The 20,338-nt window shown below is 40.0% G+C and carries 16 protein-coding genes, 1 rRNA gene and 2 pseudogenes; 5 read left to right on the forward strand and 14 right to left on the reverse strand.

Annotated features, from left to right (window positions below):
- Positions 1 to 110, forward strand: a 5S ribosomal RNA gene (gene rrf / locus Xvie_RS03750).
- 69 nt (positions 111 to 179) lie between these two features.
- Here rrf and Xvie_RS03755 read toward each other — a convergent pair.
- From Xvie_RS03755 to Xvie_RS03770, 4 genes are all read right to left on the reverse strand, one after another.
- Positions 180 to 548: a YfiM family lipoprotein gene (locus Xvie_RS03755; RefSeq protein WP_244175431.1), complete on the reverse strand. Its 369-nt coding sequence runs from the start codon at positions 546 to 548 to the stop codon at positions 180 to 182.
- Positions 549 to 656: 108 nt separating this feature from the next.
- The gene (gene pssA / locus Xvie_RS03760; RefSeq protein ID WP_086108016.1) at positions 657 to 2,015 is read right to left on the reverse strand and encodes a CDP-diacylglycerol--serine O-phosphatidyltransferase; all 1,359 of its coding nucleotides are present in this window, start codon (positions 2,013 to 2,015) and stop codon (positions 657 to 659) included.
- 200 nt (positions 2,016 to 2,215) lie between these two features.
- Complete coding sequence (locus tag Xvie_RS03765) at positions 2,216 to 4,858, reverse strand: bifunctional acetate--CoA ligase family protein/GNAT family N-acetyltransferase (RefSeq protein WP_208612507.1); 2,643 nt, start codon at positions 4,856 to 4,858, stop codon at positions 2,216 to 2,218.
- Positions 4,859 to 4,984: 126 nt separating this feature from the next.
- Positions 4,985 to 5,656, reverse strand: coding sequence for a tRNA-uridine aminocarboxypropyltransferase (locus Xvie_RS03770; protein WP_086108080.1), 672 nt, complete (start codon positions 5,654 to 5,656; stop codon positions 4,985 to 4,987).
- A gap of 134 nt (positions 5,657 to 5,790) precedes the next feature.
- Here Xvie_RS03770 and Xvie_RS03775 point away from each other — a divergent pair, with 134 nt between their 5' ends.
- Positions 5,791 to 6,828, forward strand: a complete 1,038-nt coding sequence (locus Xvie_RS03775; RefSeq protein WP_086108018.1) for a tRNA/rRNA methyltransferase — start codon at positions 5,791 to 5,793, stop codon at positions 6,826 to 6,828.
- A gap of 597 nt (positions 6,829 to 7,425) precedes the next feature.
- Here the strand turns inward: Xvie_RS03775 and emrB are convergent.
- From emrB to Xvie_RS03815, 7 genes and pseudogenes are all read right to left on the reverse strand, one after another.
- Positions 7,426 to 8,967 (reverse strand): multidrug efflux MFS transporter permease subunit EmrB, encoded by a 1,542-nt coding sequence (gene emrB, locus Xvie_RS03785; protein WP_086108019.1) that lies wholly within the window; start codon positions 8,965 to 8,967, stop codon positions 7,426 to 7,428.
- Positions 8,961 to 10,214, reverse strand: coding sequence for a multidrug efflux MFS transporter periplasmic adaptor subunit EmrA (gene emrA / locus Xvie_RS03790; protein WP_086108020.1), 1,254 nt, complete (start codon positions 10,212 to 10,214; stop codon positions 8,961 to 8,963). Before emrA ends, emrB begins: the two co-directional genes overlap by 7 nt.
- A gap of 241 nt (positions 10,215 to 10,455) precedes the next feature.
- Positions 10,456 to 10,971 carry a transcriptional repressor MprA gene (gene mprA, locus Xvie_RS03795; RefSeq protein ID WP_086108021.1) on the reverse strand — a complete coding sequence of 172 codons (516 nt, stop codon included), beginning with the start codon at positions 10,969 to 10,971 and terminating at the stop codon, positions 10,456 to 10,458.
- 129 nt (positions 10,972 to 11,100) lie between these two features.
- The gene (gene ygaH / locus Xvie_RS03800; RefSeq protein WP_086108022.1) at positions 11,101 to 11,436 is read right to left on the reverse strand and encodes an L-valine transporter subunit YgaH; all 336 of its coding nucleotides are present in this window, start codon (positions 11,434 to 11,436) and stop codon (positions 11,101 to 11,103) included.
- A 5-nt stretch (positions 11,437 to 11,441) separates the two neighbouring features.
- On the reverse strand, positions 11,442 to 12,236 hold the full coding sequence (locus tag Xvie_RS03805) for an AzlC family ABC transporter permease (protein ID WP_167376228.1): 795 nt from the start codon (positions 12,234 to 12,236) through the stop codon (positions 11,442 to 11,444).
- 218 nt (positions 12,237 to 12,454) lie between these two features.
- Positions 12,455 to 13,169: pseudogene (proX, locus tag Xvie_RS03810) on the reverse strand (glycine betaine/L-proline ABC transporter substrate-binding protein ProX); the annotation flags it as partial.
- Positions 13,159 to 13,769 (reverse strand): annotated as a pseudogene (locus tag Xvie_RS03815) (ATP-binding cassette domain-containing protein); the annotation flags it as partial. The pseudogenes proX and Xvie_RS03815, both read right to left, overlap by 11 nt.
- A gap of 1,511 nt (positions 13,770 to 15,280) precedes the next feature.
- Between Xvie_RS03815 and Xvie_RS03820 the strand changes: the two are divergent.
- Positions 15,281 to 15,766: a methylated-DNA--[protein]-cysteine S-methyltransferase gene (locus Xvie_RS03820; RefSeq protein WP_086108023.1), complete on the forward strand. Its 486-nt coding sequence runs from the start codon at positions 15,281 to 15,283 to the stop codon at positions 15,764 to 15,766.
- 189 nt (positions 15,767 to 15,955) lie between these two features.
- Positions 15,956 to 16,165 carry a transcription antiterminator/RNA stability regulator CspE gene (gene cspE, locus Xvie_RS03825; protein WP_086108024.1) on the forward strand — a complete coding sequence of 70 codons (210 nt, stop codon included), beginning with the start codon at positions 15,956 to 15,958 and terminating at the stop codon, positions 16,163 to 16,165.
- A 175-nt stretch (positions 16,166 to 16,340) separates the two neighbouring features.
- On the opposite strand, the gene crcB is transcribed toward cspE, so the two are convergent.
- The 3 genes from crcB to lipB all read right to left on the reverse strand — a co-directional run bounded on the left by crcB (position 16,341) and on the right by lipB (position 18,463).
- Positions 16,341 to 16,715 carry a fluoride efflux transporter CrcB gene (gene crcB / locus Xvie_RS03830; protein WP_086108025.1) on the reverse strand — a complete coding sequence of 125 codons (375 nt, stop codon included), beginning with the start codon at positions 16,713 to 16,715 and terminating at the stop codon, positions 16,341 to 16,343.
- 15 nt (positions 16,716 to 16,730) lie between these two features.
- Positions 16,731 to 17,696, reverse strand: coding sequence for a lipoyl synthase (gene lipA, locus Xvie_RS03835; protein ID WP_086108026.1), 966 nt, complete (start codon positions 17,694 to 17,696; stop codon positions 16,731 to 16,733).
- Between the two features lie 119 nt (positions 17,697 to 17,815).
- Entirely contained in the window at positions 17,816 to 18,463 is a 648-nt protein-coding gene (gene lipB, locus Xvie_RS03840) for a lipoyl(octanoyl) transferase LipB (RefSeq protein ID WP_208612513.1), read from the reverse strand.
- Between the two features lie 170 nt (positions 18,464 to 18,633).
- On the opposite strand from lipB, the gene Xvie_RS03845 reads away from it, so the two are divergent.
- The gene (locus tag Xvie_RS03845) at positions 18,634 to 20,094 is read left to right on the forward strand and encodes a TrkH family potassium uptake protein (protein ID WP_086108027.1); all 1,461 of its coding nucleotides are present in this window, start codon (positions 18,634 to 18,636) and stop codon (positions 20,092 to 20,094) included.
- Positions 20,095 to 20,338 lie beyond the last annotated feature (244 nt).

A 20,338-nucleotide genomic window follows, 5' to 3' on the forward strand; every position in this document is an offset into this window, starting at 1 on the left:
GGCAATAGCGCGGTGGTCCCACCTGACCCCATGCCGAACTCAGCAGTGAAACGCCGTAGCGCCGATGGTAGTGTGGGGTCTCCCCATGTGAGAGTAGGGCACTGCCAGACATTCAATGCGTCAGGAAAGCCTCCCGTCCCCGGGGGGCTTTTTTGCATTGGCGCAGGGAAATCAGAAAATTATTTCATGGATTGATATAAGCTATAACCGGCTATAGCTCCTGCTATATTATAAGCAATATCATGCCAACTCCAGCCTGTTCCTGATGGTCGGCTATCATAGAGTTCTTTTGTTGCACCAATGCTGACCGATAGCAATATACCAAATTGCGCACTTCCACGATGTTCCCAATTTTGACGCTCACCATAAGCATTTCCTGCGGCAGCGATAATTGCAGAAAATAAGAAATGTTGGGCTTTATCTTTTCCTGTCCAATTGTCATTTGCTTGACGCAAATTAGAGCAAGAAATAGTCAATAGAATAGGATAAATTATTAATATATTTCGTATTAAAGTGATGAGGTTTTTTTTCATCATAGTTTCTGCCATGATTTATTTTTTAAATCATAGCTGTTTGATAGGTAACATACAAAAATCCCCTAAGGCAATAGCGAGAGGGGATTCAAAAAAACGATAATTATTTATCAATAAATTACTTTACAGTATCCGACTGATTAGTCGATCCACTCTAATACGGCGCAAACGTCGTATCAGTTTGCGTACTTTAATTGGATAGAATTGGATACTTTCCAGTTCCTGATAGTCATGAATAATTTTTGTATGAGTACGAATGTAATCTAACTCCACTGCACGTTGTTCATTCATTTCTTGATGAGGATCGTGAATAAGAATAGCATTTTCCAGATCCAATCCCCATGCGCGAGGATTAAGATTATTGCCAGTAATTAATTGCCATTTGTTATCAACCCAGATTCCTTTTAAGTGATAAGTATTATCCTGATCTTTCCATAACCTAATAGTTAATTGCTGGTTATCGATAAATTTTTGCAGTCGACTAGTAAAACGACGCAAATTAATTTCATATAGATAAGGCAATGTACCGATGATCTTAAATGGCTCTTCTGGTGGAATATAAAAATCATTGGCTGTTTTGTCTCCAATGATGATCTCAACTTGTTTTCCTCGACGGAGTAGCCGAGATATTGCGCGCACCAACACAGCCGGTAGATTGAAATAAGGTGTACAGATAACCAACTTATTTTCAGTACAAGACATAAGATGGTAAATTGTTTTGTTCAGTAAATTCTTTTTTCCCAATCCAACAAGAGGGGTTACTGCCAATTCTTCATTTGATGCTTGATTTTCAACGTGATACTCGGAGTTTTTCAAGGAAGCACGAAATTGACGGATCAAACTTTTAATTTCAAGATTACGAGAACGGTTGTAGTTGACCAAATTTTTTACGGCTTCAGCACTAATAATACTGTCATCAATAAATTGCTTCATGACTGTAGCAAGTTTTGCATTATACAATATATGATAACGGTCGTAACGATATTTTTCATATCGGTTCAGATAAACGTTATTAATGCTGGCTCCGCTATAAATAACCGTATCATCAAAGATAAAGCCTTTCAGATGTAAGACTCCTAGGGCTTCACGCGTATTCACTGGAACGCCTAGAATAGGAATATTAACACCAGGGTATCTTTCGGTCATGGAACAGTACCAATCTGCATTTGTTGCTGCAGCTGCTACACCAATCCGACCACGTTGAGCACGATGCCAATCAACCAGAATTTTAATATCCAGCTCCGGGCGATTTTTTTTAGCGGCATATAATGCAGTCAGGATATCCCATCCCGCATCATCGTTTTCTAAATATAATGCAGCGATATAAATGTGATTTTGGGCGCTTGCAATGTGCTCTAGCAAGGCGCTGCGAAACGCTTTAGATTGATATAGCGTTTCTATGTCAGCAACTGACTGCGGTAGTTTAGGCAGTTGTGCAAGGTGTTGTTGGTGTTTTGCTTGCTTAAATTTGGACAACATCACAGTGCGTTTTTTCTCTTAGTTTAGATGGCGTCAATACCATCATAAGGTGTATGAATCAAAATGCTCTGACGATAATACCATTAGTTTGGTTTATTGTGAGTATGAATTAACTCTCTTGAGATGATTGGTTTAACTCTGTGCTATTTATCACGAAGTGGGAATTTATTATTCATCATGCTCATCATGAGATAAAAGCCGAATTAGAGTTTCAACATAAGGTTAACAATGCCGTCTTCTAACTGTATATCAATGGTAAATCCAAGTTTTTTCGCTAGTTGAACCATGTTGCGGTTTTCAGGCATGGTGATGGCTGTTAGCGTCTGAATACCATGTTCTCTTGTGTAGTGAATCAACTTAGTCATGAGCTGGTAGCCTAATGTAATTCCCTTGAGATCTGATCGGACTAATATCGCAAATTCTGCTTCGATATTATCGGGATCAGCCATAGCACGAGCGACACCAATAATTTCAGGTGATGTTTTGGGATGACGGATTGCTACAAATGCCATTTCTCGGTCATAGTCAATTTGGGTCATGTTTGCGAGATCATCGTGAGTAAACTCACTGATTTCACTGAAATAGCGGTAATAAAGATCTTCTTTCGTCACTTGGCCGATAAATTCCTTCAGTAAAGGTTCATCTTCCGGCAAAATTGGTCGTAGCAAACATTCAAACCCGTCTTTTATGTAGATAGTTTCTTCCAGCTCATTGGGATAAGGCCTGATAGCTAGTCTTTTGCGAGGATCGCCTGTTGTTGGTGTCAGCTCCATTGCCACATCCAATAGAGTTAACTCATTACCTGACGCAAGCAGTGGATGGATGTTCATGCGAATAATTTGAGGACAGTCGATCAGAAGATTGGATACTCTGACCAATAACTGACTGAGAGCGAGAACATCCAGAGGCAGAAGTGAGCCACCGGATTTTATTTTGCGGCTCTTAATTGCCTGAATCACCAGATAACGGGCTAATGCCATATTAAGGGGAGGAAGGGCAACTGCGGCTTGTGTTTCATGAACCCAATCAATCCCCCCTTCTCCCAGCATGATTAAGGGGCCAAATATCTCATCTTGCTCAATAGAAATCCTCAGCTCTTGTGCGCCAGCCCGATTAGCCATGCTTTGTACTAACAATCCATGAACTCTGGCTTGCGGAAAGTTTTGTTTGACACGCTCAATAATTGCTAGTGCTGCTGTCTTTACTTCATCAGCATTGCGCAAATAAAGCATCACACCCTGGACTTCTGATTTATGTGGAATATCTGGTGAGCGGAGTTTTAATGCCACAGGGTAGCCAATTTTTTCTGCAATATTGACTGCATCATCACTGGTATGAGCGATCCAAGTTGGTAAAGTATTTAAACCGTAAGCATCAAGAATAGGTTTGACTTCATGAGTATCCAGTCGGACATGCCCGTTATCAAGGGCATGTTGTATACATTCATGGGCTCGAGCCGTATTTGATGTAATGTCAATTGGTACAGATGGTGTTTCTTTTAACTGTTTTTGATTTCGCTGATATTCCACCATATGCATAAATGCGGTAATAGCTCCTTCTGGAGTCCGATAAGTCGGAATACCGGCTTCACTGAACAAACGTCTCGCTTCTAATGAAGAATATTCTCCACACCAATTAGTAAAAAGAGTAATCCATTTCCCACGAGGATGTTCTTTAATAGCCTGTATAGCCCGAACCGCTGTAGCTTGGCTGTGGGATATGGCACAAGGTGAATGAATTAATAACAAGGCATCATAATCATGGCTATCTAAAAGAAGCTTGAGTACAGCAATATATTGTTCGGTTGAAGAGTCATCACCGATATCCAATGGATTCCGTAAAAGAAGTGTATCGGGCAGTATGCCAGACAATCTGTTGATCGTTTCTTCTCCTAGCATAGCGAGTTTGCCGGTTCTTCTGAGTAGTTCATCCAGCGCCATTGCTGCTGGTGCTGCACCATTGCTGACTATCAACAAACGTTCCCCACGCAATGGACGCATAAAACTCAATGTTTCCACTGCGGAAAACATTTCGTGCGTATCCTGTACACGTAGCAGTCCGGCACGTTGAATAGCTGCGTCATAAGCAGTGTCGAAATTTTGTTGTTCTCCCAGTAATTCCTGAGCTTTTCGGGTGCGGCTGCTTTTCACGATCAAAATGGGTTTATTGCGTGAAGCGCTGCGGGAAGCTGAAAGAAAGCGCCGGGCGTCACTAATGTGTTCGAGATGCAACAGAATGGCACTGGTCTTACTGTCTCTAGCCAGAAAATCGAGCAGATCATCGATATCAATATCAACACTGTCACCCAAAGCAATAAAATATGAAAAACCAATATTGCGATGATTTGCCCAGTCCAGAATTGTGTTTGATATTGCAGCTGATTGCGAAATGAAAGCCAGTTTCCCTTTAAGAATAGGGATAGGAGAAAAACTGGCATTCAGTCCGCTCCAAGGTGCCAGAATGCCAAGACTATTTGGTCCCAGAATTCGAATGTGATGTTTTTGGCCGCATTGTTTCAATTCAGTAAATTGTGCTGGTGGAGAGGATAAAATGATTACGGTTTTACAGCCGTGCTGAGCTAGTTGTTTCAGTAAAGACAAATTGCGACTGTAATGGGTGCAGATCACCGCCAGATCCGGAGTTAATGGTAATTTATCGATCGAAGGGTAGGCTAACACCCCCAGAACAGCGTTTTTGTTCGGTGTGACGGGAAGAATAGGCCCTGTAAACCCACCCATCAGCAAATTCCGCATCAACATTGAGCTGGCTTTTTCTGGTTTTTCAGAAGCACCAATAACGGCGATAGATTTAGGACGTAATAATGCTTCAAGTCCGCGCTGGCTCATTTCCGGGATTCCTCATCAGTTATCACATCAATAAACAATCACTATTGATTAAACAATTACCATGAATAACTTTGACCACCATCAGTCACTTTAGCGCGGATTGTCAAGCATTACTGTGATTTATTCCTACAGATGATTAGATTTTCCTGCCAGATATTGTTCACGAAAATGATTGAAATGGCTCAATAATGATTGTGACGCTTCAGCATCCCCTGCCAATTCTAGTGCTGCAGCTGCGACTTCGGCAGTACAATGCTGCTCTGTTCTGGAAGGAACTCGAAGTAAATAGTCCATTTTGGCAATGTCATTAATAGATAGTAGGGGAATATCATCCAAGTATGGGCTTTTGCGAAACATTTTTCTTGCTTCAGGCCAAGTACCATCCAATATAATGAACAGGGGCGGTTTCCGGTTATCAGGGATCTTCTGATACACCGTTCGGGAAGGTGTGGCATAACTGTCAGGAAATATCAGATAGGGTTGTCGGGTTGGATCGCACAACACTTCAAGCATTTGTTGATCAGGTTCGGTTCTGGACCAGAGAAAAGCGTGTGTATCGGGCAGGATATCTGCAATCAACTTTCCGGTATTACTGGGTTTCATTGGCTCAGTATCAAACATGATGAGGCAGAAGCGGCTTGCCGCGTTTGCAGGTGAAATCATTTCACACAGGCATTTTTTTGGGGGTAATAAACAATGCAAGCAACGCTGCACCCGGCAGCCCCTTGCTTGGAAAGGACGAGTAGAGCGAGCAAGGCGAAGTTGGCGAAGCTGATAAACGGCGTTGTTATTTCTCATTTCAGAACTCAAAACATGTTCGTGGATAAACCAGTAAAAAATTAGCGGATATTTTAATGGATTGTCGTTGCCAGAGGTAGCTTCGGGCGCGTACATCGGGTAATCTTCGCGCCATAACGTAGTTGGAGAAATAAATGAACGATTCCTATAGTGGTAAAAGCGGCAAAGTCAAAGTAATGTATGTCCGCAATGAGGACAACAACGATAGCCGTAAAGGCGGCGATCGTCGTAAAAATAGTGACAACCGTAAAAATGATAAACGTCCGTTTGGCAAAGGGCGTGAGCAAGGTGGCCGTCGTCATGACAACGAGCGCCCGGAACGTTCAGACGATCGTTCCCCGTGGAAAACGATTTCTCGTCCAGAGGGAGAACCTCTTAAACCAGAGCACGGTGGCATCAGTGGTAAAAGTTATATTGATCCTGAACAGCTTCGTCGCCAGCGTTTAGAAGAAACCCGTATCTATGGGGAAAATGCTTGCCAGGCAATGTTTCAGAACCGCCCTGATGCGATTGTTCGGGCTTGGTTTGTTCAATCAGTCACCCCGCGCTTTCGTAATGCTCTGAAATGGATGGCGGCAAATCGTAAAGCTTATCATGTGGTTGATGATGAAGAATTGTCTAAGGCATCAGGCACTGAACACCACGGTGGTGTATGTTTCCTGATTAAGAAACGCAATGGCTTGGATGCGGAAACTTATTTGCAGCAGGCACCCGCAAAAGATTGTGTGTTGGCATTGGAAAATGTAGGCAACCCACATAACCTTGGGGCAATCATGCGTAGTTGTGCGCATTTTGGTGTACATGGTGTGATTTTGCAGGATACGGCAATGTTGGAATCAGGTGCGGCTGTTCGTACAGCAGAGGGTGGTGCTGAACATATCAAAGGCATTGATGCCGATGGGTTCACAGATACGCTGAGTAAATTCCGCAATGAAGGTTACACCATTGTAACCACTTCAAGTCATAAAGGCAGCACAACCCTGGCACAGGCAACATTGCCGGAAAAAATGGTTTTAGTATTGGGTCAAGAAAGTGATGGATTAAGTGACAGTACTTGGGAAGATGGTGACATTCGTCTTTCCATTGGTGGAACTGGTCGAGTGGAAAGTCTGAACGTTTCTGTTGCAACAGGTATTCTGCTGGCAGAATGGTGGCGTCAGAACAAGGTATAATTTTTATACAGAACAAATTTCAAATTGCCATTTGACTAAAGATGAGTGGTTTGAAAACAGAAAGAGATAGTTTAATCTCCATTATTAATTGGCTCTGGCTATTTAGTCAGAGCCTTTATTTTTTCTTCTGATTTTGCGAGTTTATTTTTAATAATGTAATAAAAAATGTTGTTACCGACATAAGACTATTGTTCGTCAACTTCACAAATGAGCTGGAAATCATTCTTCCCCGATATATCTTTATAAAAGATTTGGCAGAAGAAGTTTTGGTCATGAATCCTGATGTAGAATTACCAGAAAAAGCCAGCCGAGCGAAAGTTAATAGTCCGAAAAAGATGAATTGCTTACGCCAGAAATTAAATGCTGTTGTTTGAATCGTCTGCAAATTGCCAGATGCTAGATCTGACTGATCCTGCCAAAGGCTTAAAGTTTGCAGATAATTTGCTGAATCCAGTTAAAAAATTTGCTAATAAATTCAATATATTTTTAATAAACAATGAGTTATGACAATGAGAATATTGTAGCGGATTTCTCAAATATTTTTTAGTAAAGGGAGCAAATGCTCCCTTTAAAACCAGTATATTCAATGTAATAAATTTAGTGTGCCCCTCCAGAATCTTTGCCACCAGCAGAAAAAGGTGGTTTTGCCATCCAGACTAATAACACTAGAACAAGGAATGCTCCTGCTGAAAGCAAAAATATCTCATTGGCTGAGATAATTAAGCCTTGACGTGTGATCTGTTTTGCTAGATTAGCTAAGATCTGTTCATTATTCATCCCTAACTCACTGAGTTTCTGATAAGTTTGCTGATAATTGGGGTTATATGGGTTGATATATTCTGCAAAATTAGTGTGGTGTATCGATTCACGCTGTGCCCACATGGTAGTTATGAGAGATGTACCGATTGAACCCGATAATATACGGATAAAATTTGACAGACTGGAGGCCGAGGCCATTCGCTCTGGTGCTAACCCTGATAATATAATGGTTGTCAGTGGCATAAAGAAACATGCTATGGCAAACCCCTGAACAAATTGAGGCCATGCAACGGCGGAAAAATTCATGTCCGGTTCGAAGGTGTAAGCTCGCCAATAGAAACATATAGCATAAGTGATGAAGCTGAATGTCACGATCAAGCGCATATCTATCTTATGACCAAATTTACCGATGATGGGAGATAGTAACAGTGGTAAAAATCCGATAGGTGCAGCGGCAAGTCCCGCCCAAGTTGCGGTATAATCGAAAGCTTCGTGTAAGAGCTGTGGTAGTAAAACAATCGAACCAATGTACATCATGAAACTGAGGCTAATACTCAGTGTACCAATGGCAAAGTTGCGTTGTTTAAACAGCGATAGATCGATCACCGGATTATCATCAGTCAGTTCCCATATGACCAGGAAAGTAAGTGCAATAATAGCAGTAATTGCAAGGACAATAATCTCAGTAGAGTGAAACCAATCAAGTTCCTTTCCCTGATCGAGCATAATTTGCAGGCTGCCGACCCCAATCACCAGTAAAAACAGCCCGATAATATCGATAGGGCGTATTTCTGTTTTCGTTTCTCGATTTCGTAATAGCTGCATGATGACAAAGATGATTGCGATACCAAGGGGAATATTGATGAAGAAAATCCATCCCCAATGGTAGTTGTCACTGATATAGCCACCAAGAATGGGCCCGCAAATCGGGGCAACAACGATCATTATTGACCATAGCGCCAATGCCATATTGCGCTTGGCTATTGGGTAATTATTCAGCAACAAACTTTGACAAAGAGGAAGTATAGGGCCTGCCGCTAATCCTTGAATAACACGGAACAAAATCAACATGTTGAGGCTGTTGGAAAGACCACACAGCCAAGATGAAAGAGTAAAAATTGCGGTAGACCAGATGAACAATTTTATTTCACCAAAGCGCTTTGCTAGCCAACCCGTAATTGGGATGGAAATGGCGTTTGCGACACCGAAGGAGGTAATCACCCATGTTCCCTGTGAAATTGAAGCACCTAGATTACCAGCAATCGTCGGTATGGCTACGTTGGCAATGGTAGAGTCGAGAACAAGCATGAAAGTCGCCATTGAAAGTGTAATGGTTAAAAGAGCGAGTTTCGCGCCTGTAAACGGTTCTCTTGTTACCATGCTCCCCCCTTAAGTTGATTTCCTGAGTTATTATTAATAATGTCAGTAACTATTTTGTTTACAGGAGCCATATCGATCGTCAAGGCATTGGTGTGATAGGCTGGGTGAGAGCGTTCAATCGTTGCTAGTACCATTCCATCGGTGTTCTCTGTGTCTACAGTGACTTTTGTGGATGACTCAATCTTCAGAGGATGCTGTTTTAATTGTTCAGGATCAAGCTCAATGCGGACTGGCACGCGCTGTACAACTTTAATCCAATTTCCGCTGGCATTTTGCGCTGGCAATAGGGAAAAGGCGCTACCGGTTCCCATAGAAATTCCGACAACCTTGCCAGTATAGACAACATCACTACCATGTAAATCGCTGGTGATTTTAGCGGGTTGACCAATACGTATGTTTGCAAGCTGAGTTTCTTTGAAATTGGCTTCAATCCACATATTGTCGGCAGGTATGATCGTGATTAATGGTGTCCCTGGATTGATACGGGAACCTATTTGAACTTTACGGTTGGCAATATAACCATCAACAGGGCTGATAATGTTAGTTCTTTGTAAGGCGAGCCACGCATCACGAACGCCAGAGGCTGCTTTTTCGACGGCTGGTTGTTTTTCCAGAGGAGTATCCAGAATAATGGCTTGATTGCTTTCATATTGAGCTATTGCAACATCTAGATCGGCTTTAGCAACCGCAACCTTTTCACGCATATGTTGCAGCTCTTCTTTACCGATTAAATCTCGAGCTCCTAGTATTTCCCTTCGGTTAAGATCATTCTGGGCTTTCCTGAGGGCAATTTTTTTCAGCTCAATGATGGCTTGATATTTGTTATTGTCAATCATGTGCTGATGAGTAGTCCTGACGGTATTAGCTAAATCACTTTCAGCTCTTTTCAAGGCCAATTTGGCGTCACGTGGATCGAGTTGGATGATGGACTGACCACTTTTCACAAAATCAGTATTGTCAAAATTAATAGTCACAACGCTGCCTGAAATTTGCGACATTACTTGTACGTTATTGCCAGAAACCTGAGCATTTTCGGTCTCTTGTTGATAGCGTAAAGTGGTAAACCAGTAAACGGTATAGCTTGCGCCAAGTAAAAGGAATAGTAACGTCAATAACGTAATGATGCTGCGGCGTTTTCGTTTTTTAGCACTATTTTTTTTAGCATCATGTTTTTCAGCATCATGTTTTTCGCTCAAAGAAAGCGGCTCTGCGTTTGACGGAAGAGGTGTTTTCTCACTAACACTCATAGAGAATTCCTGTATTTGTTCATAACTGATAATTGTTTGTATACCCCCTGCTGGGGATAAAACGTGCCTCCAGTAGTGCGTATTTACACTACTGGAAGGGTGAACGGTATGGATTTAAATATTATCTGAAGATAATAGTCAGCCATATGGGGTATCTGATGATACAGGCTTGCAGAAAAGTTTTTTAGGTCATGTTGCTATAACATGCTTTTTGGGTTCAAAACTGTTTAGAAGAAAAAAATCACTTACCCAAACAATCCCCAATATTATCTAATTGTCCCAAGACCTTCCTCATTAACTTCTCTAATTGTTCTTTCTCGTTAAAATCAAGAATAGACCAAAGCTTGACCAGGCATTCATGCTGGGGTGGCAGCAAACCATTCAAGAAATTTGAACCTTTTTCTGTAAGATGAAGATGGAGGCAACGACGATCGTTATGGCTTTCCTTCCTCTCTATCCAACCTTGCTTTTCTAATTCATCTGCAATTCGGGTTGCATTTGTACGGGAAGAGCCTAATGCAGCACTGAGTTCTGATGGCTGAATGCTACGACTGTCTTTGGTATCCAGAATCATCAGAGCCATAAACAAGGTTTCATTGATTCCTTGTGCTTTCAGCATGTTATTGCGATTTTCCAGAAGTTTACTCTGGACATGCATAGATAAGCGAGTGAGTAAAATCTCTTGATAGGGTAAACTCTTTTGCTGTGATACACGGCAATTAAGTAACTCTTCTGTGGGAGTGAATGAACTTTCCATTGTTTAGATACCTTATTAGTTTCAACCGGTAAAGTAACTTCTGTTAAAAACCATACAAATACTATATTAAAAGTTAAATTTAGCAATTATAGTTATTTGTTATCATCATATTTCTTTTGATATTGATACCTAATTCATAAATACCTTGAATATTACACCAAAAACCACGGCACCGGATAGTGTAGAGGTTATGATGCTTCGTGTTTTGTAGAAAAAAAGGCAGATGGTTAGGCATCCAATTAAAGTCGGAAAAAATTTGTTGTACTCTTTCATTACGTCAGGAATGCTTGAGACGATAAGAAGTGAGCAAATTGATGCAATACCAATGCTATCGAGTATGACTCCCATTTTTCCCGTTGTTCCTGCAAGTGAGCGATTGCTCCCTAAACGCAGAGGAAGGTAGCGGAATAAAAAGTTGGCTATGCCTACAACGAGTCCAATAAAAAGTATTTTATTATCAATCATATAATTTACTTTCCATGAGTTGCACTCGTATTCAATTGTGCGTTTTTAGTTTGCAGAAGTGCTGCTGAACATCCACTGATTATTCCAGCAAGAATGGCGACGGGTATTGAAAAAAATGTAATACCCATTAAAGCGCCTAATAAGGCTGCGGTAACACAGTAGCTATTTTGTTTTTTGAATGATGCTAATAAAAAACTCAAAAATAGAGCCGGAAGCATAAATGTCATGGCGGCTTCAATAGCTGGATAAGAACTCAGATAACCATTGCCTAATATAGCCCCGGCTACAGTACCTAATACCCAAGAGAGCCATGAACATATTGCAATGGCGACCATCCAGTTTTCACTCCAACTCCGTTGATCTTTTATCAGTTTGGTTGTTGCTGCTGCAAAAACTTCATCTGTCAGGCCAAAAGCCCAAATCACGGTTTTCTTTTCCGATAGTGTCTGTTTGATGCGATGGCGTAAAGCAGGGCCATACAAAATATGGCGGATATCCATTGCCATTACGGTCAGAGCAGAAATCCATAATGACATGCCCGCGCTCAGTAAGGCTGTGATAACAAACTGACTGGCTCCGGCATAAATGACACATGAAAAAAATATGGCCTCTATAGGAGTAAATTCCAGTTTAATGGCGCTTAAACCAAATGCAAAAGAGATGGGAATATAGCCAATGGTGATAGGGAGACTATCAAAAATACCTTCTTTAAATGAAGAAGCTCTGTTTGATTGAGGTGTCTCGGATTCTGATGCATCTGATATTGGTATATCAGTTGCAGATTTATCAGGCATTGACATGGAGTATTTTGTTTTTTGTTAATAGATAAAGCAACATTAACAAAATATGATGAAAGTGAAAATATGAAATATATAAATTATTTAAATAATATCATTGAGAGCAAAGGAATTAGTAATAATTAAGGATGATGAAAGAGCATATGCATGGATAGCCATGAATTTTGTTAATGCTTCCATGGCTACATAATGCAGGGTTAGGAAAAGATCCATTTATTACATTAATTAACGGCCTTTCTTACTGATTTTAGCCAATGCTCTACTGTTTTCTGATGTGATTTGATCCAACCTTCGGCTTGACGTTCAATATCAGCTTCAGAAATTTTAGTGCTATGCATTCGTTGGTTTTGAGCGCTGATATCAGCAATAGGCAGAGCCATGACAGCAAAAAGTTTAGCTGCGGCTGGGTTTTTATATGCTCATGCTTTGTTTGCCACGATATGCATGGTACTGGGAGGGAAACCATAGTTACGACCATTGGGTAACTGGGTGTTGATTTTTTCTCCAACATTGAGGGTGGAAAAGGGAACTTGAAGCCATATGACATCTTTTCCGGGGTTCAGTACATCACTAACCCAGTAAGGTGTCCAAGTATAATAGAGAATAGGTTTACCTTCCCGATAACGGGCAATAGTATCAGCCATCATGGCAGTATAATTGCCCTGATTATGTTCCACGGTATTTTTCAATCCATAAGCTCTCAATTGATGGTTAATCGCTTTTTCGCATCCCCAACCAGAATTACAGCCTGTTAAATCAGCTTTTCCATCTCCATTACTATCAAACAGTTTGGCAAGTTTAAGATCTTTTAATTGAGCGATATTGGTGATGTGGTATTTTTCTGCTGTTTTTTTATTAATAAGATACCCTTGAACTGCATTTACGACATAATTTCCCCTACATATAGAATATGTTATCACCCCCTGCCGCCTTGTATAATGGCAATGCGATCGCCGATACGCATTGTTTCATCCATTAACAGAATATCGGGATTGTTAGCTAAAGCTCTGGCTAACCCGATACATTGCTGCATACCACCGGAAAGTTCGTCAGGATATGATAGGGCATAGTTTTTCAGGTCAACTTGTTTCAGTGTTTCAAATACTTTTTGATTACGCTCTTTTTTGGGATGCCGGCAAGCTCCATACCAAACGCAGTATTTTCCTGAATATTCAAAAGTGGCATGAGTGCAAATGACTGGAATACCATGCTGATTTTACTGCGGCGAACTTCCCGTAACTGAGTTTTTGTGATGGTGGAAGTATCCTCACTATCGATAATTATCTGACCTTTGGTTGGTTCTATCAGGCGATTGAGAAGACGTACTAGTGTGGACTTACCTGAACCAGATAATCCCATAATCACAAATATTTCGCCTTCTTCAATGGCCAGATTGGCATTCTGAACACCGACGGTGAGACCCATTTTTTCGAATATTTGCTCTTTACTGAGACCAGATGCTAATAATCTAAATGCAGGCTCAGGGTTATCGCTAAATATTTTATAGAGATTCTTAACTTCAAGTTTTATAATCATGAAATAAATATTTCCTGTTGTTGATGATATATTTTTTCGATTTCTCCAGCGTTATTTCACCAATATATACCCTAACATATTGAAATATGATGAAAACACATCATTTAAAATCGTTAATAAAAATATGTTTATCTAACTGCATTTCACAGTATTATTTATTAATAATCTTGGCTTATTTTACTATTTCCGTAAAACAAAAATACCATGGTCTTAAATCATTTTAATTTATTTGGTTCAGAATAATATTGCATGGATTTTTATGGATTTTTTAGGCTTTGTTGCCTGATTTTAAGATAACAATTCCTTAATGATTTAGCTCATTGATAAATAAGGTTAAGTTTATGGTAAGTTAATACTTTAAATTATCATTGAATATATTTATAGGAATTGCTTTGGGAAGTATATGTGCAATATTTTAAATGGTGTTTTTGTGGTGCATAACTGTTGATATAATAATGAAATACATTTTTTATATTTACTATTTTGTTCTGATTCATCTAATGAGAGGGTAAATTTGAAATTAACAGACCAACATTTATTTCTGAATCTTGCTTTTTATTTCTTGCTTTTTATTGATAGGTTGTCAGAGTGTTTTCATATTAAACAGTATGTTAATGGATATTAATCTGAGCCCTTAATAATTGATAAAATAGTAAGTGCATTGTAGTTATTGAATTATTTTTTCAGTATTTCACTGTATTCAAAATAGGCTAAAAATTGCAGCAATCAGCCAAAATCACAGAGGTTATCTATAATTACACAATTAGACGATTGTATGAGTGAGTATACATCCTTTATTTTTTTTCTTTTACCTTCTAATCTTCTATTTTGTTGGTAGGTTTTTCATTCTTGTCACTACTTTGTAAGTTGAAGTCTATTGGAGCTGATTTGTAATTTTAAATTTTGAAAGATAAAAAAATCTTATTGCTTAGAAACTGAATCTGAGGATGTCTCCATGTGTGAGTACGCAGAAGAATAAGTTGAGCCATGATTTCCATCATAGGTTGTGGTGAACGCTTTTAATGATTGGATATAACAGGCTTTTTTGCAGCATTAGGTTAACGGGTTTCGGTGTAGTGTATCTTTTTCGGGAGATTTATCCTCCTGATTTATTGCTCTGTAACTTGAAACCTACGGGATATATACCATAGTGTTTGCCATAAATGATAACACTTCTAGTAAAATTTCTTGGTGTTATATATTATTAACAATAATAAAAATTAACATGTGTATATTATATTGAGATAATTAAATATTGGAATGAATACTATATGTGGGGATTTATTATTTAATTTTATCTATATGTTGTATTTTTATATTTTTTAAATAGGCGACATTAAAAATAAAATGTCATAACTTATTGGCAGAGCCATAATTTTAATTATCAGAGGGCGCGATGGTTTCTTTATCAAATTGTCAGATGTGTAACCGAATTCATCATTGCAAATTGATGAATGAGAGATTTAGGCTAGTACAGAAATTTTTAATAATAAATTAAATGGAGGTAGTTTATGTATCATCATTACCTGAATACTCCAGAAGGATTTCCCAAGCCCTATGTACATATCAGTGCGGACGATGAAGGAGTAACTAGCATCTATTTCGTCAACGAAAAGGAAAAATTAGAATCTAAAAGTGTTATTACTAAGCAGTGTGCGAAAGAATTACAGGAGTATTTCAAAGGGAAACGGCTAACGTTTACAGTTCCTTTAAGCATGCAGGGAACTGAATTCCAAAAGCGCGTCTGGCAGCAGCTTTGTAACATCCCTTATGGCGAAATGTGGAGCTATAAACAATTGGCACTAACGTTGGGGTCGGTAAACTATTGTCGTGCTGTCGGTATGGCGAATTCACGCAATCCTATTTCATTGATTGTACCTTGTCATCGGGTGATTGGGCATGATGGTAAATTGGTTGGCTATACCGGTGGGCTAGATATCAAAGGATGGTTACTAGAGCACGAAAAGAGCCGAAAGTCGAAAAATAAACAGAATTGAAATAAAATGCTAATTTATTTGTGAAATCACTATTAGCGTATAAAATCAATCAATGTAACTAAGCGAAAAGAACGTTTTTTTACATTCTGTTATATATTTCGTGATCTATGTTGCAGACAGTGAACTAAATTATCTGGTGTACTGTACGTGACGCTAAGTTTGTGTCTTTTTTATTGAAGGTAAGTTTTGATGTCAAAAGTAAAAGGTAACGTTAAGTGGTTTAATGAATCCAAAGGCTTCGGTTTTATTACTCCGCAAGATGGCAGTAAAGATGTTTTTGTACACTTTTCAGCTATTAAGTCTAATGGATTCAAAACATTGGCTGAAGGCCAGCAAGTAGAGTTCGATATTGCTGAGGGTGAGAAAGGCCCATCTGCTGCTAACGTTGTCGCAATCTAATTTCGAATCTCATATTTTGAAAACCCGTTTTGATAACGGGTTTTTTTATGTTATTTGCCTTTAGAAATTTCTCTATTAGCAGAAAAAGTCGCAAATCCTTTCCCGGCGTGGCAAGTAAATTAAAATCTTGACTACAGTAGAATAGAGGAGGAGCAGTCATAATTTGAGAAAATTATTAAAGTTTGTTCATTACTGTAAAAGCAAAAGCAGTCATTAATAATGAACCGATTACATTCACCAAAATATTGAACAACGCCCAACCTATTTTTCCTGCCTGCAATAGATAAACCACTTCGACAGAAAAGGTGGAAAAGGTTGTTAGCCCACCGCAAAAACCTGTAGTGAGCATCAGTTTCCAAACCGGAGTGAAATGAGTGGCTTTGTTAAAATAGGCCAAACCCAACCCAATGATAAATGCGCCAAGATAATTGGCCGTCAGCGTACCAACGGCAATTGGGGAAGAGGGGCTGTTCAGGCGGAGGCTGATGAACCAGCGTAGCACGCTACCCAAGCCACCACCGATAAATACAGCAAACACAATGTTTATCATGATGGTGGCAGCAAATTATTTGACTTCCATGCCTTTAGCCTGCAAGTCAGCGTGGTAAGAAGAACGAACAAACGGGCCACAAGCTGCATGAGTAAAGCCCATTTCTAACGCGGCTTCTTTCATTTCTTCAAATTCAGCAGGGCTGACATAACGCTGCACCGGCAAGTGATGGCGGCTTGGCTGCAAATATTGCCCCAAGGTCAGCATAGTGACACCATGGCTACGCAAATCTCGCATAACCTCTATGATTTCTTCATTAGTTTCACCCAATCCTACCATTAAACCGGATTTAGTTGGGATATCTGGATGTGCTTCTTTAAATTTTTCCAGTAGTTTTAATGACCAATTGTAGTTCGCTCCCGGACGAACTTGACGATAAATCCGTGGCACGTTTTCCAAATTGTGGTTAAACACATCGGGAGGGCTTGCGGTCAGAATTTCCAGCGCCCGATCCATTCTCCCACGGAAATCCGGTACCAAGGTTTCGATCTTAATTGATGGGTTTTTTTCACGAATCGCGGTGATACAATCAGCAAAATGCTGGGCACCACCATCACGCAAGTCGTCACGGTCAACAGATGTAATAACGACATAACGCAGCCCCATATCTTGGATAGTCTGCGCGAGCTTGATAGGCTCATTTGCATCAGGTGCATTCGGGCGACCATGGGCTACGTCACAGAATGGGCAGCGACGGGTACAAATGGCGCCAAGGATCATAAAAGTGGCGGTTCCGTGGTTAAAACACTCAGCCAGGTTAGGGCAGGACGCTTCTTCACAGACGGAATGCAGCCCATTTTTGCGCATTGCAGCCTTGATACCCTGAATGCGGCTGGAATCCGCAGGAAGTTTGATTTTCATCCACTCAGGTTTACGCAAGAGTGCTTCACGTTCTGTGGCGACTGTCTTCACAGGGATTAAAGCCATCTTGTCTGCATCGCGGTATTTGACACCACGTTCCATCTGAATTGGTTTACTCATAATCGTGCTGGTTCCAGTTATATTCTTCAGATTGTGACTTACTGCCTGATGGTTATAAGAAAAATATCAAGGCAAAATAAATCCATTCAATTTTTTTTGAAAAATGTTAAAAAATTATATCATCTTTCATTGAGTAGTTGGAATCCCAAGATCTGACAGAATTTTTCTACCAGAACGGGTTGTACATCTTCAATAGTCACTCCGGTGGTAAGGTCACTGAGTTGGATCATGTGCATTCCTGCATAACCGCAAGGGTTTATGCGCAAAAATGGCTGTAAATCCATTGCAATGTTCAGTGCCAGACCATGGAAAGAACATCCTTTTCGGATACGTAGTCCAAGGGAACATATTTTGTTACCTGCGACATAAACCCCGGGGGCATCTGGGCGGGCATACGCCTCCACACCAAAATGTGCCAGAGTTTCGATCACAGTATTTTCGATTGAAGTTACTAATTGACGAACCCCAATTTTTGACCGTTTTAAGTCAATCAAAACATACATGACCTGCTGCCCGGGACCATGATAGGTGACTTGTCCCCCCCTATCTGACTGGACGACGGGGATATCACCGGGCGTAAGTATATGTTCAGCTTTACCGGCCTGACCTTGCGTAAATACTTTTTCATGCTGGACAAGCCAGATTTCATCAGGTGTTTCCACAGTACGCTGTTCGGTGAACTGGTGCATGGCATCAGAAACCGGTTCGTAGGGCTGAATACCTAGCTGGCGTAAAATGACGGTGTTAAGTTGCAATGGGAATTTCATCATTCGTTAACAAAAAGTGCCCACCAGTATAACTCTGTAAGATGATTCCCACCAGTTTGAGAATGCCTTAATGCAATAATATTGTTCATTAGACGAATATATTTTTATTTTGTATTATCGTGGTTATATATTTTGATGAATTACAATTTAATATTTGTTTGAGCTAGCAAATGGTCAAAAAAAACCAATTACTGATTGTTGGGCATCTTTGTAGTTTTCTGGTGCTCCTTTACAGCCTCTCAATGTTGCTGCCTATTTTTGTAGCTTTGTTTTATAAAGAAAAAAGTGTTTTTGCTTTTTTTGATACATTTATCATCGGATTGGTTACGGGAGGCATTGGTTGGTATTTTACCCGTCAAACTAAGGCACAGCCCAGTACTCAGGATGGATTTCTTATCATTGTACTATTCTGGTTGCTATTCTCGTTGCTCAGTGCTTTACCTTTTATATTTGATACAAATTTAAACATTAATTTGGTAGATGCGATGTTTGAAGGAGTGTCAGGTATCACGACGACAGGGGCCACAGTACTCAATAATGTTTCAGGTTTGCCTAAATCCGTGCTTTATTATCGTGCTCAGCTCAATTTTGTTGGTGGATTGGGTATCGTCGTCCTTGCTGTTGCTATTTTGCCTTTACTGGGAATTGGTGGGGCCAAGCTTTATCAATCTGAAATGCCCGGACCCTTCAAAGAAGAACGATTGACTCCACGTCTTGCAGACAGTGCCAAAAGTCTGTGGATAGTCTACTTGTTGCTGGGAGCACTATGCTCAATCAGTTTTTGGGTCGCAGGAATGTCGTGGTTTGATGCTCTCTGTCATGGGATTTCAACCGTTTCCTTGGGGGGATTTTCTACTCATAATAATAGTCTGGGTTACTACAATAGCTCTGCCATTGAAATGGTAGGAGGAATTTTTTCGATACTGTCGGCAGTTAACTTTACACTCTATTTTGTTGCACTGACACGCTGGAGTTTAAAACCACTGCTAAAAAATGCTGAACTGCGATTTTTTTTATTGGTATTGACCGCGATAATTATCATTATCTGGTTAGAATTATACCGTTCGGGAAGGTATGACATAAAAGATGCGTTTGTTCACAGCTTTTTCATGACCAGTTCAATGATGACTGATAACGGCCTGGCGGCCTCTGATTATGCTCAATGGCCTCCCCATACGATTTTACTGTTGCTGGCCGCGAGTTTTTTTGGTGGTTGTGTAGGATCAACTTGTGGAGGCATTAAAGCCCTCCGTGTCATGATACTGGCAAAACAGAGCATCAGTGAAATTAACCAGCTCATTCATCCAAATGCCATCTCAACGATCAAAATTGGTAAATCTGTAGTTCAGGAAAGAGTACTGCGCTCTGTCTGGGGATTTTTCTTTCTCTATGTTTTTTTCAGTTGTTTCTTTATTTGGGTCTTAAACTTGCTTGGTTATAATTTGGTAACTTCATTTGCTACCGTTGCTGCTTGTATCAATAACATGGGGATAGGATACGGTGACACAGCACAAGACTTTGGTAATCTTAAACCTATAGCAAAATGGGTGATGTGTGCCGCCATGTTATTGGGGCGACTGGAAATTTACCCAATACTTATTTTGTGCTCAAAAGCATTTTGGCGCTTTTGAATGAGTAGCGCATAAAAATATAATAAAATCAGAATGTAAGAGAATAAAAATAGATGGTTGGATATGTTTTTTTAGAACGAAGCGAGATGATTTAATCCGAATGTTCGGCGGTGTGGTACCGGGATTTCAGTTTTGACTATTCTGTGCATTCTTACAAAGTCTTTTTGGCATAAAGTGCCATTACCACCATTAATGATAATAATTATCATTATTATATTGATTTTGATTATTGTTTGATCTAGCG

It is taken from the genome of Xenorhabdus vietnamensis (assembly GCF_002127535.1).
Classification (GTDB): domain Bacteria; phylum Pseudomonadota; class Gammaproteobacteria; order Enterobacterales; family Enterobacteriaceae; genus Xenorhabdus; species Xenorhabdus vietnamensis.